At 71.9% G+C, this 26147-nt stretch carries 26 protein-coding genes, 1 tRNA gene and 1 pseudogene; 17 read left to right on the forward strand and 11 right to left on the reverse strand.

Translation table 11 applies throughout. The features are described from left to right. The first annotated feature begins 110 nt into the window (after positions 1 to 110). The 3 genes from AB0A69_RS10470 (at position 111) to AB0A69_RS10480 (ending at position 3602) form a co-directional block, all read left to right on the forward strand. Entirely contained in the window at positions 111 to 1031 is a 921-nt protein-coding gene (locus tag AB0A69_RS10470) for an ATP-binding cassette domain-containing protein (protein WP_361418029.1), read from the forward strand. Then, a complete protein-coding gene (locus AB0A69_RS10475) occupies positions 1028 to 2203 on the forward strand; it encodes an ABC transporter permease (protein ID WP_361418032.1) in 1176 nt (391 codons plus the stop codon). The genes AB0A69_RS10470 and AB0A69_RS10475 overlap by 4 nt, the downstream gene beginning before the upstream one ends. A 61-nt stretch (positions 2204 to 2264) precedes the next feature. Then, positions 2265 to 3602, forward strand: coding sequence for a cation:proton antiporter (locus AB0A69_RS10480; protein ID WP_361418035.1), 1338 nt, complete (start codon positions 2265 to 2267; stop codon positions 3600 to 3602). Here AB0A69_RS10480 and AB0A69_RS10485 read toward each other — a convergent pair. Beyond that, on the reverse strand, positions 3532 to 4527 hold the full coding sequence (locus AB0A69_RS10485; RefSeq protein ID WP_361418038.1) for a LuxR C-terminal-related transcriptional regulator: 996 nt from the start codon (positions 4525 to 4527) through the stop codon (positions 3532 to 3534). The two genes, AB0A69_RS10480 and AB0A69_RS10485, sit on opposite strands and share 71 nt — an antisense overlap. Before the next feature lie 365 nt (positions 4528 to 4892). Here AB0A69_RS10485 and AB0A69_RS10490 point away from each other — a divergent pair, with 365 nt between their 5' ends. The 3 genes from AB0A69_RS10490 to AB0A69_RS10500 all read left to right on the forward strand — a co-directional run bounded on the left by AB0A69_RS10490 (position 4893) and on the right by AB0A69_RS10500 (position 5945). Continuing rightward, positions 4893 to 5066 (forward strand): hypothetical protein, encoded by a 174-nt coding sequence (locus AB0A69_RS10490; protein WP_361418041.1) that lies wholly within the window; start codon positions 4893 to 4895, stop codon positions 5064 to 5066. A gap of 151 nt (positions 5067 to 5217) precedes the next feature. Continuing rightward, positions 5218 to 5457 (forward strand): hypothetical protein, encoded by a 240-nt coding sequence (locus tag AB0A69_RS10495; RefSeq protein ID WP_361418482.1) that lies wholly within the window; start codon positions 5218 to 5220, stop codon positions 5455 to 5457. Beyond that, entirely contained in the window at positions 5373 to 5945 is a 573-nt protein-coding gene (locus AB0A69_RS10500) for a helix-turn-helix domain-containing protein (protein WP_361418444.1), read from the forward strand. Before AB0A69_RS10495 ends, AB0A69_RS10500 begins: the two co-directional genes overlap by 85 nt. Before the next feature lie 216 nt (positions 5946 to 6161). On the opposite strand, the gene AB0A69_RS10505 is transcribed toward AB0A69_RS10500, so the two are convergent. Continuing rightward, positions 6162 to 6326, reverse strand: a complete 165-nt coding sequence (locus AB0A69_RS10505) for an LxmA leader domain family RiPP (protein WP_361418044.1) — start codon at positions 6324 to 6326, stop codon at positions 6162 to 6164. A 443-nt stretch (positions 6327 to 6769) separates the two neighbouring features. On the opposite strand from AB0A69_RS10505, the gene AB0A69_RS10510 reads away from it, so the two are divergent. Together AB0A69_RS10510 and AB0A69_RS10515 are read left to right on the forward strand one after the other, a co-directional pair. After that, the gene (locus AB0A69_RS10510; RefSeq protein ID WP_361418044.1) at positions 6770 to 6934 is read left to right on the forward strand and encodes an LxmA leader domain family RiPP; all 165 of its coding nucleotides are present in this window, start codon (positions 6770 to 6772) and stop codon (positions 6932 to 6934) included. Positions 6935 to 7408: 474 nt separating this feature from the next. Beyond that, positions 7409 to 7615, forward strand: a complete 207-nt coding sequence (locus tag AB0A69_RS10515; protein WP_361418047.1) for a hypothetical protein — start codon at positions 7409 to 7411, stop codon at positions 7613 to 7615. Positions 7616 to 7691: 76 nt separating this feature from the next. Here AB0A69_RS10515 and AB0A69_RS10520 read toward each other — a convergent pair whose 3' ends face one another. From AB0A69_RS10520 to AB0A69_RS10545, 6 genes are all read right to left on the reverse strand, one after another. Beyond that, a complete protein-coding gene (locus tag AB0A69_RS10520; protein WP_361418050.1) occupies positions 7692 to 8201 on the reverse strand; it encodes an MscL family protein in 510 nt (169 codons plus the stop codon). A gap of 62 nt (positions 8202 to 8263) precedes the next feature. Beyond that, positions 8264 to 8572: a hypothetical protein gene (locus AB0A69_RS10525; RefSeq protein ID WP_361418053.1), complete on the reverse strand. Its 309-nt coding sequence runs from the start codon at positions 8570 to 8572 to the stop codon at positions 8264 to 8266. Between the two features lie 146 nt (positions 8573 to 8718). Beyond that, positions 8719 to 9570 (reverse strand): S-methyl-5'-thioadenosine phosphorylase, encoded by an 852-nt coding sequence (locus AB0A69_RS10530; protein ID WP_361418056.1) that lies wholly within the window; start codon positions 9568 to 9570, stop codon positions 8719 to 8721. A gap of 87 nt (positions 9571 to 9657) precedes the next feature. Beyond that, entirely contained in the window at positions 9658 to 9969 is a 312-nt protein-coding gene (locus AB0A69_RS10535) for an FmdB family zinc ribbon protein (RefSeq protein WP_361418059.1), read from the reverse strand. 69 nt (positions 9970 to 10038) lie between these two features. After that, positions 10039 to 11331 carry an MFS transporter gene (locus AB0A69_RS10540; RefSeq protein ID WP_361418062.1) on the reverse strand — a complete coding sequence of 431 codons (1293 nt, stop codon included), beginning with the start codon at positions 11329 to 11331 and terminating at the stop codon, positions 10039 to 10041. 321 nt (positions 11332 to 11652) lie between these two features. Beyond that, positions 11653 to 13140: a potassium/proton antiporter gene (locus AB0A69_RS10545; RefSeq protein ID WP_361418447.1), complete on the reverse strand. Its 1488-nt coding sequence runs from the start codon at positions 13138 to 13140 to the stop codon at positions 11653 to 11655. Between the two features lie 256 nt (positions 13141 to 13396). Here AB0A69_RS10545 and AB0A69_RS10550 point away from each other — a divergent pair, with 256 nt between their 5' ends. After that, positions 13397 to 16234 (forward strand): penicillin acylase family protein, encoded by a 2838-nt coding sequence (locus tag AB0A69_RS10550; protein ID WP_361418065.1) that lies wholly within the window; start codon positions 13397 to 13399, stop codon positions 16232 to 16234. A 74-nt stretch (positions 16235 to 16308) separates the two neighbouring features. On the opposite strand, the gene AB0A69_RS10555 is transcribed toward AB0A69_RS10550, so the two are convergent. After that, positions 16309 to 16920 (reverse strand): 5-formyltetrahydrofolate cyclo-ligase, encoded by a 612-nt coding sequence (locus AB0A69_RS10555; protein WP_361418450.1) that lies wholly within the window; start codon positions 16918 to 16920, stop codon positions 16309 to 16311. Positions 16921 to 17014: 94 nt separating this feature from the next. On the opposite strand from AB0A69_RS10555, the gene galU reads away from it, so the two are divergent. The 8 genes and pseudogenes from galU (at position 17015) to AB0A69_RS10595 (ending at position 23192) form a co-directional block, all read left to right on the forward strand. Continuing rightward, a complete protein-coding gene (gene galU, locus AB0A69_RS10560) occupies positions 17015 to 17917 on the forward strand; it encodes a UTP--glucose-1-phosphate uridylyltransferase GalU (protein ID WP_361418068.1) in 903 nt (300 codons plus the stop codon). A 3-nt stretch (positions 17918 to 17920) separates the two neighbouring features. Continuing rightward, positions 17921 to 19231: a gephyrin-like molybdotransferase Glp gene (gene glp / locus AB0A69_RS10565; RefSeq protein ID WP_361418071.1), complete on the forward strand. Its 1311-nt coding sequence runs from the start codon at positions 17921 to 17923 to the stop codon at positions 19229 to 19231. 33 nt (positions 19232 to 19264) lie between these two features. Next, positions 19265 to 19863 (forward strand): annotated as a pseudogene (gene moaC, locus AB0A69_RS10570) (cyclic pyranopterin monophosphate synthase MoaC). 95 nt (positions 19864 to 19958) lie between these two features. Further along, on the forward strand, positions 19959 to 20429 hold the full coding sequence (locus AB0A69_RS10575) for a MogA/MoaB family molybdenum cofactor biosynthesis protein (RefSeq protein ID WP_361418453.1): 471 nt from the start codon (positions 19959 to 19961) through the stop codon (positions 20427 to 20429). 14 nt (positions 20430 to 20443) lie between these two features. After that, the gene (locus AB0A69_RS10580) at positions 20444 to 21046 is read left to right on the forward strand and encodes a GNAT family protein (RefSeq protein WP_361418456.1); all 603 of its coding nucleotides are present in this window, start codon (positions 20444 to 20446) and stop codon (positions 21044 to 21046) included. Positions 21047 to 21190: 144 nt separating this feature from the next. Then, a complete protein-coding gene (gene glpR, locus AB0A69_RS10585) occupies positions 21191 to 22252 on the forward strand; it encodes a gephyrin-like molybdotransferase receptor GlpR (protein ID WP_361418074.1) in 1062 nt (353 codons plus the stop codon). 81 nt (positions 22253 to 22333) lie between these two features. Beyond that, positions 22334 to 22407: transfer RNA gene (locus AB0A69_RS10590), tRNA-Ala, on the forward strand. A 290-nt stretch (positions 22408 to 22697) separates the two neighbouring features. Beyond that, a complete protein-coding gene (locus AB0A69_RS10595; protein WP_361418077.1) occupies positions 22698 to 23192 on the forward strand; it encodes an FBP domain-containing protein in 495 nt (164 codons plus the stop codon). Here AB0A69_RS10595 and AB0A69_RS10600 read toward each other — a convergent pair. Beyond that, complete coding sequence (locus tag AB0A69_RS10600) at positions 23177 to 24829, reverse strand: amidohydrolase (RefSeq protein ID WP_361418080.1); 1653 nt, start codon at positions 24827 to 24829, stop codon at positions 23177 to 23179. The two genes, AB0A69_RS10595 and AB0A69_RS10600, sit on opposite strands and share 16 nt — an antisense overlap. 99 nt (positions 24830 to 24928) lie before the next feature. Then, positions 24929 to 26119 carry an FAD-dependent monooxygenase gene (locus AB0A69_RS10605; protein WP_361418083.1) on the reverse strand — a complete coding sequence of 397 codons (1191 nt, stop codon included), beginning with the start codon at positions 26117 to 26119 and terminating at the stop codon, positions 24929 to 24931. Positions 26120 to 26147: the final 28 nt, after the last annotated feature.

The following is a 26147-nucleotide window of genomic DNA, read 5'->3' on the forward strand; positions in this document are numbered from 1 at the left end:
ATCAAGGGAACTGCTTGCGCGAGAGTTGTCAGGGCTCCGCCCTCACCGCGCGTCGCCTCCCTCTTCTCTCTCCGGCTCTCCTCTCTCCTTCGTCCAGGAAGACCTTCGTGATGAAACCCCTGGAAATCGACTGCATCTCCAAGACCTATGGCGCCCACCAGGCGCTCAGCGACCTGTCCTTCACCGTCCCGCGGGGTGAACTGTTCGGCTTCGTCGGCAGCAATGGAGCCGGCAAGACCACCACCATGCGAATCGCCGTCGGCGTGCTGGCGCCGGACGCGGGCGAGGTCCGGTGGGGAGACGTCCCCGTCGGCCAGCAAGAGGCCGCCCGGTTCGGGTACATGCCGGAAGAACGCGGCCTGTACCCGAAGATGACCGTGGCCAAGCAACTGGTCTACCTGGGCCGGCTCCATGGCATGTCGTCGGCCGACGCCCGGGCCTCCATGCTCCGCTGGACCGAGCGGCTGCGCATCGAGCAGCACCGCGACAAGACGGTGGACGCCCTCAGCCTCGGCAACCAGCAGCGTGTGCAGCTGGCGGCCGCGCTCGTCCATGACCCCGACGTCCTGGTCCTCGACGAGCCCTTCTCCGGCCTGGACCCCATGGCCGTCGACGACATGAGCGACGTACTCCTGGACAAGGCGGCGCAGGGTGTGCCGGTGCTCTTCTCCAGTCACCAGCTCGAGCTGGTGGAGCGCCTGTGTCACCGCGTCGGCGTGGTCCGGGCCGGACGGCTGGTCGCCGAGGGGACCCTCGAGGAGCTGCGCCGTGCCCAGGGAGGGGACCACCTGGCCATCGAAGTGGACGCGGACGGCGACGGCTGGGCCCGTGCCTGCGCGGCGGTGGCCTCCTTCCGGCGCGAGGGCGACCGGCTGCTGATCGAGCTTTCCGCCGGCCATGACGAGAACGACGTGCTGCGGGCCGCCACCGAGGCGGGGCGGGTCCGTCATCTCAGCCGCCAACGCCCCGGTCTCACCGAGCTGTTCCGTGACCTTGTCGACGTACGACCGATGGAGGGCGACGCCCAGTGAAGAGCACATCCCCCAAGCGCCGCGGTTCCTGGGCCGACGTCTGGCTCGTGTACCGCAGGGAGATCGACTCCAGGCTCGCGTCCAAGGGGTACTTCGTCGGGACGCTGGTCATGGTGCTCGCCATCTTCGGTCTCGTCGTGGGGCTCGATTACGCCAACTCCCCCAAGACCGAGACAGTGGCCGTGTGCGGAGCGCCGGCCGAGCGGTTCGGCACACCCCCGGCCGGAATCCGCGTGCGCTCGTGCGCGCAGCTGTCGGAGGCGAAGGCGCGGACCATCGACAAGAAGGTCGGGGCGGCGGTCGCTGTGAGCGGCGGCAAAGCCACCGTCTTCGTCCGAGGGGACAGCCCGGAGCAGGCCCGCACCGGCGCCGTCGCGCTCGCCGAGTCCTGGGCGACCGCCAGGGGTTATGACGAGCAGCACGTGGATGTGGATCGGCTCGAGCGGACCGTGGCCCAGGCCGGTCCCCACGTGGAGACGGTGGGCGCCGGTGCGGGCAGCACCGTCCAGGTGGGCACTGCGGTGAGCATGATGATCATCCTGTTCATGCAGATCATCGGCCAGGGGTCCCTGGTGGCGCAGGGCGTGGTGGAGGAGAAGTCCACGCGCATCGTCGAGGTCCTGCTGTCCACGCTCACCCCGCTGCGGCTGATGACCGGCAAGGTCGCCGGCATCGGCACCGCGGCCGTGGTGCAGATCCTGGTACTCGTGGCCGCCGTCGCCGGGGCCCGTGTCGTGGTCAGCAGCCAGGCCGACGCCCTGCCCGGCACCACGGCACTCGCCTCCGCCGCACTCTGGTTCCTGCTTTCGTTCGCCCTCTTCTCCTGCCTGTTCGCCGCGGCCGGATCCCTGGTCTCACGTCCGGAGGACCTCCAGTCGGTACTGATGCCGGTCATGGTCATGGCGATGGCACCGGTCGGCGTCGCGGCCGGGGCCGCGGGCAACCTGTCGGCCGGCTGGGTGCAGGTCGTCCAGTACATCCCGCCGTTCTCCGGACTGCTCATGCCTCTCCAGGCAGCGGTCGGGGGAGTCTCACTCGTCCAGCAACTCGCCGCAGGTGCCCTCATGCTGGCCGCCACGGCCGCCTGCATGACGCTGGCCGCTCGCATCTACCGCAATTCCATTCTGCGGATCGGCACCACCGTCCGCTGGCGCCAGGCGCTGGCCGCCTGAGACCCGCGAGCGGCCGCCACCGCCTCGCCGTCGTGCCCGACCGAACCCAAGGAGTTCTCGCGTGCCCGGCCCCGATCCGACCGCCCATCTGCTCATCGTCATCCCCGTCGTGATCCTGGCGTGCCAGTCCGGCGCCCTCCTGCTGCAAAGGCTGGGGCAGCCGCCGGTGATCGGCGAGATCGCCGTCGGGATCATGCTCGGACCCTCACTGCTGGGCCGGCTGTGGCCGCAGGCACAGCACTGGTTGTTCCCCGAGTCCTTCCTGCCCTACCTGTCCGCGCTGGGGACGGTGGGCCTGCTCGCGTTCATGTTCCTGCTCGGCCTGGAGCTGGATCTCGGCGCGATGCGGGGGCAAAGCCGTACAGCGCTGGCCGTCAGCCAGATCAGCATCTGGCTCCCGCTGGTTCTGGGGGCCCTGCTGGCCTGGGGCATGTACGCGTCGCTGGCTCCGCGCGGCACCGGTCAACCGGCGTTCGTGCTCTTCATCGCCGTGTCGATGAGCATCACCGCGTTTCCGGTACTGGCACGCATCCTGATCGACCGCGGCCTGTACGGCACACCGACAGGGGCCCTGGCCATGGTGTGTGCGGCCGTCGACGATGTGACCGCGTGGTGCCTGCTCGCGGTGGTCGTGGCCGTGGCCGGCAGCGGTTCGCCGGCCGCCGCCGTGGTGACGGCGGTGGTCGCCGCCGGCTTCGTCGCGGTCCTGCTCGGTGCGGTCCGCCCGCTGGTCAGCCGCATGGCCCGCAGCGCCGACCGACACGCCGATGCCGTCGTCATGGTGCTGCTGGTCAGCGGCCTGTGCCTGGCCGGCTTCGCCACGGACCGCATCGGCATCCACGCCCTGTTCGGTGCGTTCCTCTTCGGTGCGATCGTCCCGCGGGGCAACCGGAAGATCGAGCGGTGCGCCGGCCAGATCCGTACGTTCGTGGTCCCCGTGCTGCTTCCGCTGTACTTCGTCAGCACCGGCCTGAAGACGGACGTGTCCCTCCTCATGGGCTCGGCCGCCCTGTGGCTGTGGGCCGCTGCCATCCTGCTGGTCGCTGTGGCGGGCAAGTGGGGCGGCGCCGCTCTGGCGGCCCGGGCGGCGGGCCAGAGCTGGCCCGCCGCGCTGACGGTCGGAGCGCTGATGAACTGCCGGGGGCTGACCGAGCTGGTCGTGCTCAACATCGGGCTGGAACTGGGAGTGATCGGCCCCGATCTGTTCACCGTTCTCGTCCTGATGGCACTGGTCACCACCTGCGTCACCTCACCGGCGGTCTCCTGGCTGCAGCGGCGGGCCACCGGCACGATGGCCCTCGACGCGGCGCCCACCGGAGACCGACTTCCTAGATCCAGCCGCGCTCACGAGCCCGCAGGGCCGCCTGGAACCGATTCGTGGCGCCGAGACGCCGCATGAGGACGGCCACGTACTTGCGGTAGGTGCGTACGGCGACACCGAGCTCGCGCGCGCCGTTGTCGTCCTTTTCCGCGGTGCACATGAGCTGGAGCACCTGCCGCTCCAGCTCGGTCAGCGCCTCGGAGGATCCGACGACGTCCTGCTCGGGCAGCTCTTCCGCGAGGTCCCACATGCGCTCGAAAAGCGAGACGAGGGCGGCGACCAGACCGGCTTCGCGGGTCAGGATGGCGCCCCTGGCCGTGTGCGCCGGGTCGATCGGCGTCAGGGCCGCGCTGCGGTCACAGATGATGAGGCGCTCCAGCGGGGCGCGGGAGATGCGTATCTCGGCGCCCTTGGCCACGAGTTCCCTGGCGTAGGCCATGGTGGGGTCGTCGTCCAGCGCGTGCGCCCCCAGCAGGGTGCGCATGTGTACGCCGCGGCGCAGTATGCGCTCGTCGATGGGCCGGGCGTGGGCGATGGTGTCCTCGGACAACACGCCGGCCGGGTTGGTGGTCAGGCTCTCGGTCCAGGTGAAGAAGGCGAGCTCGTCGATGACGGCGCGGACGGCCTCCATGCCTTCCAGCCGTTGGATGGCGGCATCGGCCTGCGCTGTACGCCGGGCGTCGAGCAGCAGTTCGCGCTCCGCGATCAGTGAGTCGACGATCCCGCGGACCACCACTTCCTGCTCGAGCCGGGTGCGCAGATCGGCCACGGAATCGTCGATGAGATGGTCGACCGCTCGGGCCGGTGAGACGGGGTGCAGGGCTCCGTCGGCTGTCTGGCGCACCAGGCCGCTCGCGATGAGTCTCCGGCTGGTCTCCTCCAGCGTCCTGCCGAGTTGGTTGCCGAGCTGACTCAACGTCATCTCGCCGCGCCGCAGCAGCAGGCGGTAGACCTCCTCGTCCTCTTCCGCGACGCCCAGGAAACTCAGGTTCTGTGATCTCATCATCCCCCTCGATGTGCAGCGGCGCCGATAGATGCACACTCCACGGGCCCATCATTGATTAGCCGTCAGCTGGGGGGCAACACAGATTGGCGCTCCGACGGCGCGACTTCGGCATGAAGACCGTGTGGCGCGCGATGGCCGCCGATGCCGTGGGGGAGTGCGGGTCGGGCGGGATGCAGGATGCGGCACGGGCGGATGCAGCAAGATGCGTCCAGCCGGGGTCGATCACGGAGACGCTTTGCCGCAGAGTTGGCGGCGTAAGAACATCAGTTGCCAGCATGACTGGGGGGAGTCTTTTCATGCGGCGTTCCGCCAAGACCAGCCAGAGTTCGCGTCGTACGAGCGCTAGAATTGCGCAATCCGTCATGGGGGCCGCACTCTTCGTGCTGGGGAGCGCGGGCGCGGCCTCCGCGGACACCTTCGTGCCCGGAGCCCCGCCCGCCGAAGTCGGCCAGACCGTGACCGACATCGCAGGCTTCGTCCGCGCCGTCATCACCGACGTTGTGCCGTCCTTCAAGGATGTGCACGACTGGGGCTGACCGTCACGGATGGCAGTCGGCGGCAGCGGCCTGGAGCGGACCTGCGCTTTTTCACGTCATCGGCTGCCGACCGGCTCAGGGGTGAGATGTGGGGCCCCGCTGCCGTACCGAGTCAGAAAGTCGACGACCACGCATGTCTATCGAGCATCGCATGACCCTCCAGGCCGCTGTGTCCGGAGCCGGGGTTTCCGCCCCCGAGACAGCGGTCGTCCGGCTCGCCTCATTGCTGCCTGAGCGCTGGACCGTGCATCTGGACGCGCGCACCGCGTCGAGTGCCGAGGTGTGTCTGATCGCACCCGAGCCGGAATGCCGTGCGGACGCCGTGGAAGCCGCGGTCGACGAGGCACTGGCACAACCAGAGCTGAGGGGCTGGGCCCGCGTTCGGAGCTGACATCGCGGGCACTGCGGAGGACTCGTCGCCCGTCATCCGTCGCCGCAATCGCCTCACTTGCCGAAGGAGAGGAAACAGTGTCACGCCCACCTGCACTGCCGGCCGAGAGGAAGGCCGCTATTGTCCTGGCGATTCTGTCCGGTGAGACCACCGCCGCGGAGGCCGCACGAACCGCCGGAGTGTCAGGCCAGGCGGTCGGCAACTGGAAGCGTCGTTTCATCGAGGCGGGCCGGGACGGCCTGGACTGCCGGACCGAACACCACAGTTCCCGAGAGCTCGAACTGCTCTCCGAGATCAAGGCACTGAAGGGGGCGCTGGGAGAGTCCTATCTGCAGCTGCGGGCGCTGCAGCAGAAACAACTGCCCCCAAGACGCCCCGTCGGCCCTGGCTCGCCGATGCCTCAGCGCGTCCTCACCTCCCGGCGGGAGCCGCTGCAGCGGGCCGTGACCGCGTCACGCCCGGGGTCCGCGTCCTCGGCCATCGCCTGAACCCGGACTGCCGGCAGACTGCGGCGGTGACGCGCAGACGAGGCGGCGGCAGCGGCCCGGCGGCCGACGCCGGTGTGGAGAGCGACCAGGGTGTGGTCTCCTCCGGGGGATGAGGAGACCACACCCTGGGTGAAGCCCCGGCAGGGGCGGAGCCCACATGGCCCGGGGCGAACCCTCGGGCTGACCGGGGCGAACCCTCGGGCTGAGCCGGGGAACTCAGCAGCCGTACTTGATGCTGGCGGAGACGGAGGCGCCGACGGCCGCGCCGGAGACCGCCCAGCTGACCGACTCGATCGAGGCGGGGGCCTGGCCGGCCGCGGCCGTGCCGAACTCGTCCGCGGTGGTGTAGGCGGCGTAACCAGCGATCAGCTTCTCGTTCATGATGAACCTTTCGGTAATCCGGACTCGCCCGGAGCAGGCCAGAAGGACGCGCAGCCCCCGGGCCGACGCCCTGGGCTGCTGACCACGACCTCACCAGTCCGGTTCCTTCCCTGTCGACGCCGCTGCCCGTCCCACCTTCAGGCTCCGGCCCCTGGCCTGGCAGGACGCCCCCGGAACACAACCTTGCGCAGTGCCTTGTCGCAGCGCGCGCCCCCTGTACCCGTACCAAGCGCAGGTGCTCAACTATGAGCTCAAAGATCACAACGAGCCGCAAAAGCGCAGGCCAGAACTGCCGGAGGGCAGTCATCACGGCATCCGTCGGTCGCCCCCGGCCCCGCACGAGTGGTGAAGTCTTCCCCAGAAGCCGGGCGGCAGGACAACGCCGACCGCCCGTCGCATCACCGCTCACATCCGCTTGCACGGACCACACCTTGGGAGGACCCATGAACGAGAAGCTGATCGCAGGTTACGCCGCCTACACCACCGCGGACGAGTTCGGCACGGCCGCGGCCGGCCAGGCCCCCGCCTCGATCGAGTCGGTCAGCTGGGCGGTCTCCGGCGCGGCCGTCGGCGCCTCCGTCTCCGCCAGCATCAAGTACGGCTGCTGAACCAACCGACACGAGCGGTCCGCCGCTGCCTTGCCCTACGGCAAGCCGGCGGCCTCCGCCTCGCTGGCCAGGGCGTACCCACGTACCCGGCCGTCGACGCCCCAGCCCGGCCAGGCACCTGACGCCAGGTGCACAGGCCGGGCTGAGCCCGTCTTCCCGGTGGGTGAGGCCGTACAGGTGGTACGCCGTCACCCGCGAAGCCCCCCACAACGGGCGAAGCCCTGGTGCTCGCCCTACGGTGGCCGCGTGCCCACCCCACCGCGCAACCCCCCGCCGCCGGAGTCCGAAGAGCCCGAGCCGGGTGAGCCTGGCGAGCCGGGTGTGCCGGGCGACCCGGGAAACCAGCCCGCCCCGACCGGCGACCCCGGGCCCGGAGAGCCGCCCGCCCCGACGGGCGAGCCCGCGCCCGGAGACCCGCCCGCGCCCACCCAGTAGGTGGCTTCCGCGCTCCCTGCCTCGGCGTACGCTGGGAGTATGAGCACCGCCCCCACCCCCGGCCCGCGAGCTGCGAAGTCCGAGCCGGCGCCGTCGAAGAAGAAGCCGGCGCTGGACTTCGACGATCCGTTCGACCAGCAGTCGGCGGACGACACGGACCGTGGTTGGGGCGAGCGGACTCCTGAGGGCGACGGCGCCGCCGATCTGGCGCGCTTCCTCGACGAGAAGCCGCCGCACCACATCTGAGCCGGCGCCCGAGCCGACACCCGGGCCGGGACCCGAGCGGCCCCGGCCTCGGGCTGCGGCCCTCTGACCGAAGGGTCTAGCTGCTCGGCCGACCCCGCTGGGCGACGAGCTCGTCGCGGATCTGCTTGAGCACCTCCAGCTCGGTGACCTCCAGCGTCTCCTTGACGCCCGCCTTCTCCCTCTGCAGTGCCGCCCGCCGCGCCAGGTACTTGGCCATGGGCAGCACCATCAGGAAGTAGACGACCGCGGCCGTGACCAGGAAGCTCAGCGTGGCGCTGAGCACCGAGCCCCACAGGATCGGGATGCCGCTGACGACGTCCCCGCTCTCGTTCACCCGGCACGGGCCCTTCAGGCAGGACTGGTAGCTCTCCAGGTCCTTGGTGCCGAAGGCGCCGACGATCGGGTTGATCACACCCCGCACCACCGCGTTGACGACGTTGGTGAACGCGGCGCCGATCACCACCGCGACCGCCAGGTCGATCACGTTGCCCCGCATCAGGAAGGCCTTGAAACCCTCCAGCAGGCTCTGCTTCTTCTCCTGGCTCACCACGGTGCCCTTCGTCGGATGTGCGGTTGGCGCAGTCATTACGCCGTGCACGGTGCGTGACCGTCCAGTCCGTACACACGGACAGGCGACGCCCCAGGAACTCAGTGCGACCCGAGCCGGTACGCATCGGCGCACACCCCCTTCCCCTCCGGGGCCGTGACCGCGTCCGAAACCGCCAGCGCCGCGGCCGTCACCACCAGCCCGGCGGCGATCGCCCGCCGCCTGCGCCGCACGGCCCGGCGCAGGCGGTGCCGGCCGCCGGGCACCCGCAGCGGCGCGAAGTGCGGCACGCCGCAGGACTCCGGAACGGGCGAGCGGGAGGCGGAGGGGGAGAGGGAGGCGGAGGGGGAGAGGGAGGCGGAGGGGGAGAGGTGGAAGGAGCGGGAGGAGGAGGGGGAGGGGACGGACATGGGGCACCACCCGTGGTCGTGGGGACGGACGTCCGGCGGTCTTCCGCCGACGCCCTCACGATCCCGCGTCCTCACCGATCCCGCTGGAGCCTGTGGACGACCACGGGCTTGTGGAAAACGCCGCCCCCCGAGGGGATGACGAGGGCTTACGGCAGCTCGATGCCGAGGTCCCACCCGTCGTGCGCCCGGGTGCACAGACACGACCGGCTCTCCGTCTCCGGCAGCGCCGCCACCGCGTCGAAGAGCACCTCCCGCAGCCGCCCGACGTTCTCGCCGAACACCCGCAGCACCTCGGTGTGCGAGACGCCCTCGCCCGTCTCGGCGCCCGCGTCCAGGTCCGTGACCAGCGCCATCGACGTGTAGCAGAGCGCCAGCTCGCGGGCGAGCACCGCCTCCGGGTGCCCCGTCATCCCCACCACCGACCAGCCCATCGCCGCGTGCATCCGCGACTCGGCCCGGGTCGAGAAGCGGGGGCCTTCTATGACGACCATGGTTCCGCCGTCCACCGCCTGCCAGCCTCGGCCGTCCGCCGCGGCCAGCGCCACCTTGCGCCCCTCGGGGCAGTACGGGTCGGCGAAGGTGGTGTGCACGACGTTCGGCACGCTGCCGTCCGGCAGCGGCTCCCCGTCGAAGTACGTCTGCGCCCGCGTCTTCGTACGGTCCACCAGCTGGTCCGGTACGAGCAGGGTCCCCGGCCCGTACTCCGGACGCAGCCCGCCCACCGCGCACGGGCCCAGCACCTGGCGTACGCCGACGGACCGCAGAGCCCACAGGTTGGCGCGGTAGTTGATGCGGTGGGGCGGCAGGTGGTGGCCGCGGCCGTGCCGTGGCAGGAACACGACACGTCGCCCGGCCAGTTCGCCGAAGAACAGCGAGTCGCTCGGGCTCCCGTAGGGAGTGGTGACCTCGACCTCGGTGACGTCCTCCAGGAAGGAGTAGAAGCCCGAGCCACCGATCACGCCGATCTCTGCGTGGATCTCTGCGTTCACATTCGCCATGCGGGTCACCCTAGTCGGGGGCGGAAACGCCGGGGACCCCGCCGTACGAAGCGGCGGGGTCCCCGGAAGGCGCGTGAAGGAGGAAGGTCAGGCGGCGGAGCTGGTGCTCCCGCTCGACGTGCTCGACGAGGTCGAGGCGCTCGACGCGGCCGGCTTCGCGTCCGAGGACGAGCCCTTCGCCGAAGACGTCGAAGAAGACGCGGGCGAGCTGCTCGACGACGCGCCACGGCTGTCGTTGCGGTAGAAGCCGGAGCCCTTGAAGACGATGCCAACGGCCGAGAACACCTTCTTCAGGCGTCCCTGGCAGCCGGGGCACTCGGTCAGCGCGTCATCGGTGAACTTCTGCACCGCCTCGAGGCCCTCGCCGCACTCGGTGCACTGGTACTGGTAGGTCGGCACTGTGTCTTCCTCCTGGCACTCTCACTCATTGAGTGCTAACGAGAGTCAATAGTGACGCATTCCGCGGGATCAGTCCACCGTCACCGGCACTCGGTGACCGACGCCACGTGCCACGGTGCGTCCCACGGTGCGCGGCGCGAGCCGCGACCGGAGCGCCACCAGGGTGGCCAGCGCCAGCGCCGTACCGGCCAGCGGGACCAGGAAACCGGTGCTCGCGCCGTATCCGTCCGCGAGCCGTCCGGCCACCGTCACGGCGGCCGCCTGGCCCAGCGCCACGGCGCCGGTCAGCCAGGTGAACGCCTCGGTACGGGCCGAGGCCGGCACCAGCGACTCGACCAGCGTGTAGCCGGTGATCAGCGCGGGCGCGATGCACAGGCCCACGATCAGGCCGAGGGCGCCCAGCAGCACCACCGAGTGCGCCGTCCACAGCAGGGAGGCGGTCACGGTCAGCGCCGCGTACCCGAGGATCAGCCGGCGGCGGGGCCCGGTCTTCCAGGCGATCGCGCCGACCGCGAGCCCGGCCAGCATGTTGCCCGCGGCGAAGAGGCCGTACAGCACGCCGTTGACGCCGGGGTTCCCGATCTCCTCCGTGAACGCGGTCAGCGAGACCTGCATGCCGCCGAAGACCGAGCCGATCCCGAGGAACGCGATCGCCAGGACCCGTACGCCCGGAATGGACAGGGCCGAGACGCGCTCCCCGCGCGCCTGGGCGCCGGAGAGGCCGGCCGCCAGGCCGTACGCCGGCTGGGTACGCCGCTGGGCGGCGAAGAGGAGGCCGCCGGCGAGCGTCAGCGTCGCCTCGGCGATCAGGCCGGCGGCGGGGTGGACGCCGGTGCACAGCGCGGTCGCGAGGACCGGGCCCACGACGAACGTGAACTCGTCGGTGACGGACTCGAAGGCCGCCGCCGTCGACATCAGGGGCGATCCCTCCAGGCGTGCCGCCCAGCGGGCCCGCACCATGGGGCCGACCTGCGGTACGGAGGCGCCGGTCGGCACGGCCGCGGCGAACAGGGCCCACAGGGGCGCGCCCGCGAGGGCCAGCGCCGTCAGCGCGGAGACGGACGCGGTGTGGACGAGGACGCCGGGGACCAGGACGGCGCGCTGTCCGAAGCGGTCGGCGAGCTTGCCGCTCTGCGGCGCGAACAGCGCCATGGAGACACCGGTGACGGCGGCGACGGCACCCGCGCTGCCGTACGAACCGGTGGTGTGCTGGACCAGCAGGACGATGCCGATGGTCAGCATCGCGAAGGGCTGCCGCGCGGCGAAGCCGGGGAGCAGGAACGTCCAGGCGCCGGGGATGCGCAGGAGCTGTCCGTAGCCGGGACGCTTGACAGCGTCAGTGGTGTTGACCGTGGATGCCACGGCCCGTGCCTTTCTGCCGCCTGGTGGCGCTCCCCGGGATGTCGGGAGCCGCCGAGAGCTGTCCTCTTGCGCGGAACTGCGGTAGATACCGGTGCCCGCAGCCTCAGGCTGCTTCAGGGGCTTCACGGCCGCCATACGGTCGCGCCAGCTCTGCGTCAGGCAGAGTTGGTCGATCTGGTTCGGTCGATCAGTGTGCCTTCATGATACAGGGGGAGTGCAGGGTGGCGCCTGTGAAATTGCCGACTTCATCTTCTGTTCACCTGTGATCAAGCGGCCGTACTTGGCCGGACCCCGCCGGACCACCGTCGGCTCACGAGCGCATCACCCCGTACCCAGCCATCCGGCCAGTTTGCCGCCCTGCCCGACCGCCCGCAGCCGCCGCTCCGCCGCGTCCCGTACCGGGTCCGTCGCCACCACCAGCAGCTCGTCCCCGCGCCGCAGCACGGTCGCCGGCGACGGCACGAAGCTCTTGCCCTCCCGTACGACGAGAGTGACGGCGGCCCCCGGCGGCAGGCGCAGCTCCGCGACCTCCACGCCGTGCATCCTGGACGCCTCGGGGATGGACAGCGACAGCAGGTGCCCGCGCAGCCGCTCCAGGGGCGCGGACTCGATGCCCAGGTCGGCCGCCTCGCCGGAGTCGCGCAGCCGCAGGGCCTTGGCGAGCCACGGCAGCGTCGGGCCCTGGACCAGCGTGTAGACCACGACCAGGACGAAGACGATGTTGAAGATCTTCTCGCTGCCCTCGATCCCGGCCACCATGGGGATGGTCGCCAGGATGATGGGCACGGCGCCGCGCAGGCCCGCCCAGGAGAGCAGGGCCCGCTCCTGCCAGGGCAGGCGGAACGGCACCAGGCTGAGCACGACCGACAGCGGCCGCGCCACCAAGGTCAGCACCAGTCCGACGATGACCGCCGGCCAGAAGTCGTCGATCAGCTCGTGCGGGGTCACCAGCAGCCCCAGCAGGACGAACATGCCGATCTGGGCGATCCAGCCCAGGCCCTCCGCGAACCCGCGGTTCGCGGGCGCGTGCGGCAGCTTCGCGTTGCCCAGCACCACCGAGGCCAGGTAGACGGCGAGGAAGCCACTGCCGTGGGCCATGGCGCCGGCCGCGTACGCCACCACCGCGATCGCCATCACGGCGATCGGGTACAGACCGGAGGCGGGCAGGGCCACGTGCCGCAGCCCGAACGAACCGAGGAAGGCCACCGTCAGGCCGATGGCCGCGCCGATGGCCAGCTCCAGCGCGATCTCGCCGACCAGGACGTACCAGTTGTCGACCGGCCCGGCCGTGGAGAAGGACACCACCAGGATGACGACGGGGGCGTCGTTGAAGCCGGACTCCGCCTCCAGGACACCGGTCACGCGCGAAGGGAGGGGCACCTTGCGCAGGACGGAGAAGACGGCCGCGGCGTCGGTCGAGGAGACGACCGCGCCGATGATCAGCGCCTGCCGCCAGTCCAGGCCGACCAGGTAGTGGGCACCCGCGGCCGTGACGCCCACGCTCACCGCGACGCCGGCGGTCGACAGGACGGCCGCCGCCGGCAGCGCGGGCCGGATCTCCCGCCACTTCGTGCCCAGGCCGCCCTCGGCCAGGATCACCACGAGGGCCGCGTACCCGATGACCTGGGTCAGTCCGGCGTTGTCGAAGTGGACGTTGCCGATGCCGTCCTGTCCGATGGCGACGCCGATCCCCAGGTACAGGAGCAGGCTGGGCAGCCCGCTGCGGGACGAGATGCGCACCGCCGCCACGGCGATGAGCAGGACGAGCGAGCAGACGAGCAGGAGTTCGTTGAGCTGGTGGACAGTCAGTGGCCGATCCTTCCCCTCACGTACGTGCCGGACCGTTTTGCCGTGCCGGCCGCGGGTTACTTCGTTACCTTACCTAATCTTTAACGCTTCCTTGACGCCCTCTCCTCCGGCGGCGCACTCTCGCGGAGGGCCTGGTGAGGGTCGGTGAGGGCCCCCGAGGGGGCCTGGTACTGACACCGCGTCCGGGCCCGGTGAGCGCTGCGCCTATGGTTGCTCCAAAGCACACCAGGACCAGCCTGCGCCTCGAAGGACAGCGATGCCCGCCAACACCACCGCCGCTTCCACCAAGAAGAAGGGGCGACGCGCCCGCCTGCTCGTGTTCGCTCTGGTGCTGGCGCTGGTCGCGGGCGTCGGTTACGGGGCCTACTGGACCGTCAGCACGGTGCGTGCCCCCTTCCCGCAGACCACCGGCACCATCGACCTCCCGGGCCTGAGCGCCCCCGTCGACGTCAAGCGCGACGGGTACGGCGTTCCGCAGCTCTACGCCTCCACCGACGAGGACTTGTTCCGCGCGCAGGGGTACGTCCATGCGCAGGACCGGTTCTGGGAGATGGACGTACGCCGCCACATGACGTCCGGCCGGCTCTCCGAGATGTTCGGCAAGGGCCAGGTCGACACGGACGCCTTCCTGCGCACGCTCGGCTGGCACCGGGTGGCCGAGGAGGAGTACCGCACCAAGCTGTCGCCGGAGACCAAGAAGTACCTCCAGGCGTACGCGGACGGCGTCAACGCCTACCTGAAGGGCAAGGAGGGCCGTGACGTCTCCGTCGAGTACGCCGCCCTCGCCTTCGGCAACGACTACGCCATCGAGCCCTGGACGCCGGTCGACTCGGTGGCCTGGCTCAAGGCGATGGCGTGGGACCTGCGCGGCAACATGAAGCAGGAGATCGACCGTTCGCTGATGACCAGCCGGCTCAGCGAGCAGCAGATCAAGGACCTGTACCCGGCGTACCCGTACAACCTGCACCGGCCGATCGTGGACAAGGGCGCGGTGGACGACGCCAAGGGCGAGTTCGACCCGTCCGCCAAGCCGTCCGACACGGGCACGGACACCGGCGCGGACACGGGCACGGGCAACGGCGGCGCGACGGGCTCCGAAGGGGCCTCCGGGGCTTCCGCCGGCGCCTCCGGGGCCTCGGGTGCCGACGGAGGCGCGGGCACCCCGCAGGGGGCCGCTGAGGGCTTCCAGGCGCAGCTGTCCTCGCTGTCGACGTCCCTGGACGAGATCCCGGCGCTGCTGGGCCCCAACGGCAGCGGCATCGGGTCGAACTCCTGGGTCGTCTCCGGCAAGTACACGACCACCGGTAAGCCGCTCCTGGCCAACGACCCGCACCTGGCGCCCCAGCTGCCGTCCGTCTGGTACCAGATGGGCCTGCACTGTCGTGCCGTGTCCGACAAGTGCCGGTACAACGTCGCCGGGTACACCTTCTCCGGTATGCCCGGTGTGATAATCGGTCACAACCAGGACATCGCGTGGGGCTTCACCAACCTGGGCGCCGACGTCAGCGACCTCTACCTCCAGAAGGTCTCCGACCGGGGCTACCAGTACGGCGGCAAGGAAGTGCCCTTCACCACCCGCGAGGAGACGATCAAGATCGCGGGCGGCGGCAGCCGGACCATCACCGTCCGGTCCACCAACAACGGCCCCCTGGTCTCCGACCGCAGCAACGAGCTGGAGAAGGTCGGCGAGAAGGCCCCCGTGACCGCCTCGGCCCCGGACCGCGGCGACGGTTACGCGGTCTCCCTCCGGTGGACCGCCCTGGACCCGGGCAAGTCCATGGACGCCGTCTTCGAGCTGAACCGCGCCAAGGACTTCAAGGAGTTCCGCGAGGCCGCCCGCGACTTCGAGGTGCCGGCGCAGAACCTCATCTACGCCGACGCCAAGGGCGCCGAGGGCCACATCGGCTACCAGGCGCCCGGCAGGATCCCCGTCCGCGCCGAGGGCCACGACGGCACCATGCCGGCGCCCGGCTGGGACCCGAAGTACCAGTGGAAGAAGGAGTCGGTCCCCTTCGAGGAGCTCCCGTACGAGGAGAACCCGGAGCGCGGCTACATCGTGACCGCCAACCAGGCCGTGATCGACGCGGAGAAGTACCCGTACATGCTCACCCAGGACTGGAGCTACGGCTCGCGCAGCCAGCGGATCAACGACCTCATCGAGTCGAAGATCAAGGACGGCGGCAAGATCTCGACCGACGACATGCGCACCATGCAGATGGACAACAGCAGCGAGATCGCCGAGATGCTGACGCCCTACCTGCTGAAGATCGACATCGACGACCCGTACGTCCGTGAGGCCCAGAAGCTCCTGGAGGGCTGGGACTACACCCAGGACGCCGACTCCGGCGCGGCCGCCTACTTCAACGCGGTCTGGCGCAACGTCCTGAAGCTCGCCTTCGGCGACAAGCTCCCCAAGGAGCTGCGGGTCAAGGGCGAGTGCCTCAACGTGCGCCCGGCCGACTCCACCGGCCCCATCGACGAGCAGAACAAGCTCGTGCGCGAGTGCGGCCAGCGCGCCGCCGACGCGGCCCAGCCCGACGGCGGCGACCGGTGGTACGAGGTGGTGCGCCCGCTCCTGAAGGACGAGAAGAACGCGTGGTGGCAGTCGCCGGCCAACCGCATCGACGAGGGCACCGCCACCCGTGACCAGCTGCTCAAGCGCGCCATGGTCGACGCCCGCTGGGAGCTGACGGCCAAGCTCGGCAAGGACGTCGGCAGCTGGAGCTGGGGCCGGCTGCACCAGCTGACCCTGAAGAACAAGACCCTCGGCACCGAGGGCCCGGGCTTCCTGCAGTTCATGCTGAACCGCGGCCCCTGGAACCTGTCCGGCGGCGAGGGCGCGGTCAACGCCACCGGCTGGAACGCCGCGGGCGGCTACGAGGTCGTCTGGGTCCCGTCCATGCGGATGGTGGTGAACGTCGGCGACTGGGACAAGTCCCGCTGGATCAACCTGTCCGGCGCCTCCGGGCACGCGTACAGCTCGCACTACACCGACCAGACGGAGCTGTGGGCGAAGGGCGAGCTGCTCGACTGGGCCTACACCGACCGGGCAGTGGACGCCGGGACGGTCGACCGGCTGGTGCTCAAGCCGTGACGGCGCCGCCGGGGGGCGCTCACGCCGTGACGGCGGCGGGGGCGCTCACGCCGTGACGGCGGCGCCGGGCGCGCTCACGCCATCAGGCCCCGGAAGGGCCTGAACCGGAGCGTGACGTCCGGCGTCACCACCGCGTGCACGGGGTGGTCGTGCGGTTCCTCCGGGACCCGCTCGACCACCTCGTTCGCGTAGAGCAGCACCACCAGGTACGGATCCGCGCCGGCCCGCACGAAGCGGGCCAGGACCCGGTCGTACGAACCGCCGCCCCGCCCCAGGCGCATGCCGCGCGAGTCCACCGCGAGGCCGGGCAGCAGGACCGTGTCGGCCTCCAGGACGGCGTCCACGCCCAGCGGGGGCCCCGACGGCTCCAGGAGCCCCCGCCGGGCCCGTACGAGCCGCTCAGGGCCCTCGTAGAGGGCCCAGTCGAGGTCGTTGTCGGGCAGGAGCACCGGCAGCAGGACGCGTACGCCCCGGGCGCGCAGCGCGTCGAGGAGCGCGCGCGTGCCCGGTTCGCTCCCCACCGACACATATGCGGCGACCGTCCGTGCCCGTCGCAGCTCGGGCAGTTTGAGGGCCAGCTCCGCGAGAACCAAGGCCGCTTTTTCGACGTCCTCACTGGTCAGAAGGGTCCGCGCGTCGAGCAGTTGGCGCCGCAGAGCGGTCTTTTCGGACATGCTGCCGGTCATCATGAACTCTCAAACCCCTCGTATACGCCTATATGGGAGGGAAGTTAACCGGACGCTAATCATCCGCCCATACCAACCCGATAGGGTGCTCCGCATGACTCAGTCGCACCACAGGATCAGCAAGGCTGTCATCCCGGCCGCAGGCCTTGGCACCCGGTTCCTGCCGGCCACGAAAGCCACTCCCAAAGAGATGCTCCCTGTGGTCGACAAGCCCGCCATCCAGTACGTCGTCGAGGAGGCCGTGGGCGCCGGCCTCTGCGACGTCCTGATGATCACCGGCCGCAACAAGCGTCCCCTCGAGGACCACTTCGACCGCAACTACGAGCTGGAGGAAGCCCTCGTCAAGAAGGGCGACCAGGAGCGCCTCGGCAAGGTCCGGGAGTCCAACGACCTCGCCACCATGCACTACGTCCGCCAGGGCGACCCGCGCGGCCTCGGCCACGCCGTCCTGTGCGCCGCCCCGCACGTCGGCGACCAGCCCTTCGCCGTCCTTCTCGGCGACGACCTCATCGACCCGCGCGACCCCCTGCTCCAGCGCATGATCGAGGTCCAGGAGCGCGAGGGCGGCAGCGTCATCGCCCTCATGGAGGTCGAGCCCTCCCAGATCCACCTGTACGGCTGCGCCGCCGTCGCGCCGACCGGCGACTCCGACGTCGTCCGCGTGACCAACCTCGTCGAGAAGCCCGACCCCGCCGAGGCGCCCAGCAACTACGCCATCATCGGCCGCTACGTCCTGGACCCCGCGGTCTTCGGGATACTCCGCGAGACCGAGCCGGGCCGCGGCGGCGAGATCCAGCTCACCGACGCCCTCCAGAAGCTCGTCGCCGACGAGGAGGTCGGCGGCCCGGTCCACGGCGTGGTCTTCAAGGGCCGCCGCTATGACACCGGTGACCGGGGCGACTATCTCCGGGCGATTGTCAGACTCGCGTGCGAACGTGAAGATCTGGGACCGGACTTCCGTTCCTGGCTTCAGCGTTACGTCACCGAGGAGATGTAGGGATTGAGCAGCACGACCTGGTCGGTGGACGACCACCTGGAGGACATCCTCGGCGCCATCCGCCCGCTCGACCCCATCGAGCTGCCGCTGCCCGACGCCCAGGGCTGTGTCCTGGTCGAGGACGTCATGGTGCCCGTCGCCCTGCCGCCCTTCGACAACAGCTCCATGGACGGCTACGCGGTACGGGTCGCGGACGTCACCGGCGCCAGCGAGGAGTTCCCGGCCGTCCTCACCGTCATCGGTGACGTCGCGGCGGGCAGCGGGGGACTGCCCACCGTCGGCCCCGGCCAGGCCGCCCGCATCATGACCGGCGCGCCGCTGCCGCCCGGCGCCGAGGCCGTCGTCCCGGTCGAGTGGACCGACGGCGGCACCGGCGGCGCGCCCGCCACCACCATGCGCGCCGCGAGCGCCGCCCCCGAGGGCGCGAGCGGCGAGGTCCGTGTCCACCGCCCGGTCGAGGCCCGCGCCCACGTGCGCGCGCGGGGCAGCGACGTCCAGGCGGGCGACCTCGCCCTGGAGGAGGGCACGGTCCTCGGGCCGCCGCAGATCGGCCTGCTCGCCGCCATCGGCCGCGGCACCGTGCGGGTGCGTCCCCGCCCGCGCGTGGTCGTCCTCTCCACCGGCAGCGAGCTGGTCCAGCCGGGCGAGGAGCTCGGCCCCGGCCGGATCTACGACTCCAACAGCTTCGCGCTGGCCGCCGCCGCGCGCGACGCCGGAGCCATCGCGTACCGGGTCGGCGCCGTCACCGACGACGCCGACACCCTCCGCGCCACCATCGAGGACCAGCTGATCCGTGCCGACATGCTCGTCACCACCGGCGGTGTCAGCGTCGGCGCGTACGACGTCGTCAAGGAGGCCCTGTCCTCGGTCGGCGACCAGGACGAGCCGGGCAGCGGCATCGACTTCCGCAAGCTCGCCATGCAGCCGGGCAAGCCCCAGGGCTTCGGCTCCATCGGACCCGAGCACACCCCGCTGCTCGCCCTGCCGGGGAACCCGGTCTCCTCGTACGTCTCCTTCGAGCTGTTCGTCCGCCCCGCCATCCGCGCCCTCATGGGGCTCAAGGACCGCCCGGACGTCCAGCGCCCGCGCGTGCGGGCCGCCCTCGCCGCCGACAAGCCCCTGTCGTCGCCGTCCGGCAAGCGCCAGTTCCTCCGCGGCCGGTACGACGCCGAAGCGGGCACCGTCACCCCGGTGGGCGGCGCCGGCTCGCATCTGATCGGCGCCCTCGCGCACGCGGACGCGCTGCTCGTCGTCCCGGAGGACACCACCACCGTGGAGCCGGGCGCCGAGCTGGAAGTGGTCCTCATCGGCTGACGGGACGGGTGTGGCGGTACGGTGTCTGCCGCTGTGCCTTCCCGGGGGACCACCCCCGGCCCCCGCCGGCGCGACAATGGGCCGTGGCGGGGCAATCGGCGCCGGAACACGCGAGGCGGAGTTCAGCAGTGAGTACGCAAGGCAGCCTGACGCACATCGACGAGGCCGGAGCGGCCCGCATGGTCGACGTCTCCGGGAAGGACGTGACCGCCCGCACCGCCCGTGCCACCGGCCGGGTCCTGGTCTCCCCCCGCGTGATCGAGCTGCTGCGCGGCGAGGGCGTCCCCAAGGGCGACGCGCTGGCCACCGCCCGGATCGCGGGCATCATGGGCGCCAAGCGCACGCCCGACCTGATCCCGCTCTGCCACCCCCTGGCCGTCTCCGGCGTCAAGGTCGACCTGACGGTCGCGGACGACGCGGTGGAGATCGCGGCGACCGTGAAGACCACCGACCGCACGGGCGTCGAGATGGAGGCGCTGACCGCCGTGTCGGTGGCCGCGCTGACCGTGATCGACATGGTGAAGGCCGTCGACAAGGCGGCCGTCATCACCGACGTACGGGTGGAGGAGAAGACGGGCGGCAAGTCCGGCGACTACCGGCGCGCCGACGAGGCGGACGGAGCGGCCCAGTGACCCCGCGGGCCGGCCACGTCCACGGCGCGCACGACGCACCGGACGTCCACCGGCCGCAGCCCGAGCCGGAGGGCGGGGACCGGGCGTACCGCGCCCTGGTCGTCACCGCCTCCAACCGGGCGTCCGCCGGGGTGTACGAGGACAAGGGCGGCCCCCTCATCGTCGAGGGCCTCACCGCGCTGGGCTTCGCCGTCGACGGCCCGGTGGTCGTCCCCGACGGCGACCCCGTGGAGGCGGCCCTGCGCGAGGGGGTCACCGCCGGGTACGACGCCATCGTCACCACCGGCGGCACCGGCATCTCGCCCACCGACCGCACCCCCGACGTCACCCGTCGGGTCCTCGACCACGAGATCCCCGGCATCCCGGAGGCGATCCGCGCGTACGGCCGCGACAAGGTCCCGACGGCCGCCCTCTCCCGTGGGCTCGCCGGGGTCGCCGCCGGCACCCTGATCGTGAACCTGCCGGGCTCCACCGGCGGCGTGCGCGACGGCCTGGCCGTCCTCGGCCGGATCCTGGTCCACGCGGTCGACCAGCTGCGTGGCGGCGACCACCCCAGACCGTCATGAACCCCGCCTGGCCCGTGACCCTGGTGGACGGACGGGTCGCCCTGCGCCCGATAAAGCTGCGCGACCAGCGGGCCTGGCGTGAGGTCAACCGGCGCAACCGCGACTGGCTGCGCCCCTGGGAGGCGACCATCCCGCCGCCCGCCCCCGGCGGCCCGCTGGTGGAGCGCCCCACGTACCGCCAGATGGTCCGCCATCTGCGCGCGGAGGCGAACGCGGGCCGGATGCTGCCCTTCGTGATCGAGTACGAAGGGCGGCTCGTGGGCCAGCTGACGGTCGCCGGCATCACCTGGGGCTCGATGTGCTCGGGGCACGTGGGGTACTGGGTGGACCGCGAGGTCGCCGGGCGCGGCGTCATGCCGACCGCCGTGGCGCTCGCCGTGGACCACTGCTTCCGCTCGGTGGGACTGCACCGGATCGAAGTCTGTATTCGCCCCGAGAACACGCCCAGCCGCCGGGTCGTCGAGAAATTGGGATTCCGCGAGGAGGGCCTGCGCCCTCGCTACCTCCACATCGACGGTGACTGGCGTGACCACCTCGTCTTCGCCCTCACGGCCGAGGAGGTCCCGGAGGGGCTGCTGCGCCGGTGGCACCGGGTCCGGCCGGGAACACCGCGATAATAAAATATTTGTTCGAATTAAAGCGTGAGGCGACCAGATCCGGTCCGATCAATCACAAAAAAATTCAGTGATATCAGCCAGATCGTGCGACACACCGGCCCAATTGGCCGATGGCCTGCTGCGAACCCCTCTACGGTGTGGGATGTGAGCAGCAGCGGCCTCATTTACGCAGTCATCGTCGGGGCCTGGGCCGCCTACTTGGTGCCGATGTGGCTCCGACGGCAGGACGAGCTGAACGAGGCCCGTCCGACGGAACGCTTCAGCACCGCCATCCGGCTCCTGTCCGGACGGGCGGGGATGGAGCGCCGGTACGCCAAGGAGCTGGACCGGCGCACCGCCGGACAGGTGGGGCCCGAGGCCGACCCGGACGCCGAGACGGAGCATCTGAGCTCCGTCGACGTCCGGGCCTTCGCCGCGCCCCCGGCTCTGACGGAGGCGCGCCTGGAGGTCCCCGACGCCCCGCCCGCCAGGCCCCGCCCGGCGGGCCGTCCGCGCGCGGCCGGCGCCGCCGCCGAACGCGCCCGCCGCTCCCGGGTCCTCGCCCGGCGCCGCCGCACCACGGTGGTCCTGTTCCTGGCGTTCACCTTCGGCGCGATCGTCGCGGCCGTCGGCGGCCTCGCGTTCCTGTGGGCCCCGGGCATTCCGGCGGTCCTGCTCAGCGCGTACATCGTGCACCTGCGCGCCCAGGAGCGGCGCCGCTTCGTGTACGTCATGGACCGGCGCCGCGCCGAGGCCGCCGCGCAGCGCCTGCGCGAAAGCCGCCGCCGCCCCCGGCCCGCCCCGGAGCAGGAGCCCGCCGATCCGCAGTCGGCCGGCCCGCAGCCGGAGCCGGCGCCCGCGGTCTCCCCGCAGGAGGCGGGCCGCCGCGCGCTGGTGGAGCAGACGGACCACGCGGAGTGGGTGGACCAGCAGCGCGACCGGGGCCCGGCGCGCGGCGACAGCTGGGACCCGGTCCCCGTCCCGCTCCCCACCTACGTCACCGCCCCGGTGGCCCCCCGGGCCACGGGCGGCGTCGACGTCACGGACCCGGAGACCTGGAGCGCCGCCCGCTCCTCCGTGGCGGAGCCGACCCCGCCCCCGCCCACCCGCCAGAACCCGAACCCGAGCGCGACGCCGCCCCCACCGCGCCGCACGCGCGACCACGGCCGCACGCCGCTCTTCGACCAGTACGCGGACGAGGACCGCCCGCGCGCGGCCAACGAGTGACGCGGGTCTCCCTCGGCGCCGCCGACGGGGAACGGATTTCCAAGCAGCCCGATCGGGATGCTAATGTTTCACACGTCGCAAGGGCCTGTGGCGCAGACTGGTAGCGCACCTCGTTCGCATCGAGGGGGTCAGGGGTTCAAATCCCCTCAGGTCCACGCAACATCGAAGCCCCCGCCGGGGAAACCGGGCGGGGGCTTCGAGCTGTTGTACCGCAGCGAAGTACCCAGTGCGCCGGTGAGTCGTCCTGGGCGGACCGGTGCCGGTCGCCTTCGTCTGGGCCGAGCGCTGCGGGGATGTCACGGCCTCCTCCGTACGTCGCTTCGGCGACCTACTCCTGAATCGGGCGGGTCGACTGTGCCGCGGCGGCCTGCGGTGCCGCCTCCCTTGGACCCTAGGGGCATTAATCCTTTGCCTAGTGGTCCTAGGCTGGCTACGGTCCTTGACCATGAAGGCAGTCACTGAGCGCACCATCCGTGCCTCGTTCGTCAATTGCTCGAAGGGCGAGGCCGCCCGCCTCCCCCTCCCGCGGGACCTGGCCGAGCGGCCGTGGGACGACCTGGACTTTCTCGGCTGGCGTGATCTGTCCGCCCCCGACCGCGCCTACCTGGTCGCCGAACGCGGCGAGCAGGTGGTCGGGGTCGCGCTGCGTCTCGCCTCGCGGCAGGCCGCCGGGTTGCGGCGCAGTCTGTGCTCGATCTGTCTGACCACCCACCCGCTCAGCGGCGTCACGCTGATGACGGCGCGCAAGGCCGGGGCGGCCGGGCGCGAGGGCAACTCGGTCGGCCTGTACGTGTGCACCGACCTGGACTGCTCCCTCTACGTACGCGGCAAGAAGCGCCCCGAGTCCGGTGCGCGCTTCGACGAGCGCCTCACGGTGGAGGAGCAGATCGAGCGGACCCGGGGCAAGCTCGCCGCGTTCCTGGATCAGTTGTACGCGTAGACGCGTGCCCCGCCGACGAACGTCTGGAGCACCCGCGTCTCGGCGATCCGCTCCGGCGGTGCGGCGAACGGGTCGCGGTCCAGGACCACCAGGTCGGCGAGGTTTCCGGCGCGGATGACGCCGGTGTCGTCGAGGTGGTTCACGTACGCGCTGCCCGCGGTGTACGCGGTGAGGGCGTCGTCCAGGCCGATGCGCTGCTCCGGCAGGAAGACCGGCGCGTCCGGGCCGTCCTCCGGCAGGACGCGGTTGACCGCGACGTGCAGCGCGGCGAGCGGGTCCGGGCTGCTGACCGGCCAGTCGCTGCCCGCCGCGAGCCGCGTCCCGGCGCGCAGCAGGTCGCCGAAGGGGTACTGCCGGGCGGCCCGCTCCGGACCGAGGAACGGGATCGTCAGCTCGTCCATCTGCGGCTCGTGCGCCGCCCACAGTGCCTGGATGGTCGCGGTCGCGCCCAGCCGCGCGAAGCGCGGTACGTCCTCGGGGTGCACCACCTGGAGGTGCGCCAGGTGCGGCCGGGTGTCGGTGGCGCCGCCGCTCGCCTCGCGGGCGGCCTCCACGGCGTCGAGCGCCTCGCGCACCGCGCGGTCGCCCAGCGCGTGGAAGTGCGTCTGGAAGCCGTGGGCGTCCAGGGCGGTGACGTACTCGGCGAGCGCCTTCGGGTCGATGAAGGAGATGCCGGAGTTGTCGGAGGCGCAGCCGCACGAGGTCAGGTAGGGGCCGAGCAGCGCGGCCGTGTGGTTCTCGGCGATGCCGTCCTGCATGATCTTCACGGTGGTGGCGCGGAGGTTGCCGTGCGTCAACTCCTCGCGCCGGGCGACCAGTTCCGGCAGCTGCTCCAGGCCGCGCGCACGGTCCCACCACAGCGCGCCGACGACCCGCGCGGTGAGCCTCCCGGAGCGCGCGGCGGCCGCGTACGCGGGGGCGGGGTCGGCCATGCCCGCGTGGTCGCCGAGCAGCGCGTCCTGCCAGGCGGTGACGCCCAGCGAGTGCAGCAGCTCCTGCGCGCGCAGCAGCCCCGCGGTGAGCTCGTCCAGCGTCGGCGCCGGTGCGAGGTCGGCGATGAGGGCCATCGCGCCCTCCTGCAGCATGCCGGTGGGGTGCCCGTCGGCGTCCCGCTCGATGCGCCCGTCGGCCGGGTCGGGGGTGTCGGCGGTGATCCCGGCGAGCTCCAGGGCACGGGAGTTGGCCCAGCCGCCGTGGTGGTCGCGGTTGACGAGGTAGGCCGGCCGGTCGGGGACCAGCTCGTCCAGGAACCGGCGGTCGGGCGTACCGCCGGGGAACGCCTCCATCGACCAGCCGCCCCCGGTGATCCACTCCGCCTCCGGGTGCGCGTCCGCGTACTCCCGGATGCGGCGGCGGTACGCCTCCGCCGTCGTGGCCCCGCTCAGGTCGCAGCGGCCCATCTCCACGCCGGCGCCCACCGGGTGGACGTGTGCGTCCTGGAAGCCGGGTATCAGCAGCCGGCCGCGCAGGTCCACGACTTCGGTGCGCGGGCCGATCAGCCCGTGGACCTCGGAGCCGCCGACGGCGACGATGCGCCGGCCGCGGACGGCCACCGCGCTCGCCCGGGGGCGCACGGGGTCCACGGTGTGGACGGGGCCACCGGTGAAGACGAGGTCCGCGGTGCGGTGAGGGGCCATGGGCGTACTCCTGGTTCACGGAGGTGTCGTTCGTCGTTCAGTCTGCGGCGGGACACGGCGGTGTCCATGCGCAGGATGAACGTTTCGACCCCCGCACCCCTACGAGTTGGCCAACTCTGGCCGAAGCTCCGGGGGTGTCCAGGACGCATGACGGAGGATCGTCCGAATCGCCACCCCGGAAGGGGTGAGCCGCATCGCCGCGTTGCGCAGGACGACGGCCGCCGGGTGCGCGAGCCGCTGCCCCATCCGCCCCGCACGGCGGGCCGCCAGCGCGACCGCCTGGCTGCGCGGTCGCCGCTCGGCGTCGTAACGGGCCAGCGCCGTACGGACGTCGGGCGCCTCGGCGGCCGCGGCGGCCAGGGTCACGGCGTCCTCCAGCGCCTGGCAGGCGCCCTGGCCGAGGTGCGGCGTCATGGCGTGCGCGGCGTCGCCGAGGAGCGCGACGCGCCCGACGGCGTACGTGGACAGGGGCGTGACCAGCTCGTTGATGTCGTGGTGCAGCACCGCGCCCGGCGCGGTCGACGCCAGCAGCGCGGGGATCGGGTCGTGCCAGCCGGCGAACCGGCGGCGCACGGCGTCGAGCGGGTCGCGCGGGCGCACGCCCGCCGGGGCGTTGAGCACCGCGTGCCACTCCACGCGCCCGTCGGCGAAGAGGATGTGTCCGAACTCGGCGCCCCGCCCCCAGGTCAGCTGGAAGTCGGCGCCGCCCACGTCCACCGGGTGCTCCGTGATGGCCCGCAGCACCGTGGAGCCGCTGTACGCCGGACCCGGCGCGCCGGGCAGCAGCCGCGCCCGGACGCGGCTGTTGACGCCGTCCGCCGCGACGACGAGGTCGGCGTCGTACGTCCGCCCGTCGGCCGTGCGCACGCGCGCGTGCGGCGCCTCCGGGTCGTCGTCGACGGCCGTCACCTCGGCGCCGGTGACCAGCGCGCCGGGCGGCAGCGGGGCGCGCAGCAGCCGGTGCAGGGTGGCGCGCGGGATCCCGAGGATCGGTGCGCCCAGGGCGCGTTCGAGGGTGTGGCCGTCCATCCGCGCGAGCACCCGGCCGCCCGGGGTGCGGGTGGCGCCGGTGAGCTGGCGGCGCGCGGCGGCGCGGACGGCGGGCCCGGCGCCGAGCACGTCCAGGGCGTGGATGCCGTTGGCGGCGAGGGAGATCCCCGCGCCCGCGTCGGCGAGGGCGTCCGGGGCGCGCTCGACGACGGTGACCCGCCAACCGGTGCGCACGAGTCCGAGGGTCGCCGCCAGCCCGCCGATTCCGCCGCCGATCACCACTGCTCGTCCAGGCCGCATCGTTCCCCCTCGCACTTTCTACAGATGT

Origin of the sequence: Streptomyces sp. NPDC045431 (assembly GCF_040646655.1) — a bacterium.
Taxonomy (GTDB): domain Bacteria; phylum Actinomycetota; class Actinomycetes; order Streptomycetales; family Streptomycetaceae; genus Streptomyces.

Excerpts from the sequence above, each read along its gene's own strand:
- AB0A69_RS10530 (WP_361418056.1), bottom strand. The coding sequence starts at position 9,570 with ATGGCGAATGTGAACGCAGAGATCCACGCAGAGATCGGCGTGATCGGT.
- AB0A69_RS10555 (WP_361418450.1), bottom strand. The coding sequence starts at position 16,920 with ATGACCGGCAGCATGTCCGAAAAGACCGCTCTGCGGCGCCAACTGCTC.
- AB0A69_RS10500 (WP_361418444.1), top strand. The coding sequence starts at position 5,373 with ATGCCGTGCGGACGCCGTGGAAGCCGCGGTCGACGAGGCACTGGCACA.
- AB0A69_RS10525 (WP_361418053.1), bottom strand. The coding sequence starts at position 8,572 with ATGTCCGTCCCCTCCCCCTCCTCCTCCCGCTCCTTCCACCTCTCCCCC.
- AB0A69_RS10505 (WP_361418044.1), bottom strand. The coding sequence starts at position 6,326 with ATGAACGAGAAGCTGATCGCTGGTTACGCCGCCTACACCACCGCGGAC.
- AB0A69_RS10515 (WP_361418047.1), top strand. The coding sequence starts at position 7,409 with ATGAGCACCGCCCCCACCCCCGGCCCGCGAGCTGCGAAGTCCGAGCCG.
- AB0A69_RS10600 (WP_361418080.1), bottom strand. The coding sequence starts at position 24,829 with ATGGCCCCTCACCGCACCGCGGACCTCGTCTTCACCGGTGGCCCCGTC.
- AB0A69_RS10595 (WP_361418077.1), top strand. The coding sequence starts at position 22,698 with ATGAAGGCAGTCACTGAGCGCACCATCCGTGCCTCGTTCGTCAATTGC.
- AB0A69_RS10605 (WP_361418083.1), bottom strand. The coding sequence starts at position 26,119 with ATGCGGCCTGGACGAGCAGTGGTGATCGGCGGCGGAATCGGCGGGCTG.
- AB0A69_RS10490 (WP_361418041.1), top strand. The coding sequence starts at position 4,893 with ATGGGGGCCGCACTCTTCGTGCTGGGGAGCGCGGGCGCGGCCTCCGCG.
- AB0A69_RS10510 (WP_361418044.1), top strand. The coding sequence starts at position 6,770 with ATGAACGAGAAGCTGATCGCAGGTTACGCCGCCTACACCACCGCGGAC.
- AB0A69_RS10520 (WP_361418050.1), bottom strand. The coding sequence starts at position 8,201 with ATGACTGCGCCAACCGCACATCCGACGAAGGGCACCGTGGTGAGCCAG.
- galU (WP_361418068.1), top strand. The coding sequence starts at position 17,015 with ATGACTCAGTCGCACCACAGGATCAGCAAGGCTGTCATCCCGGCCGCA.
- AB0A69_RS10550 (WP_361418065.1), top strand. The coding sequence starts at position 13,397 with ATGCCCGCCAACACCACCGCCGCTTCCACCAAGAAGAAGGGGCGACGC.
- AB0A69_RS10485 (WP_361418038.1), bottom strand. The coding sequence starts at position 4,527 with ATGAGATCACAGAACCTGAGTTTCCTGGGCGTCGCGGAAGAGGACGAG.
- AB0A69_RS10470 (WP_361418029.1), top strand. The coding sequence starts at position 111 with ATGAAACCCCTGGAAATCGACTGCATCTCCAAGACCTATGGCGCCCAC.
- AB0A69_RS10495 (WP_361418482.1), top strand. The coding sequence starts at position 5,218 with ATGACCCTCCAGGCCGCTGTGTCCGGAGCCGGGGTTTCCGCCCCCGAG.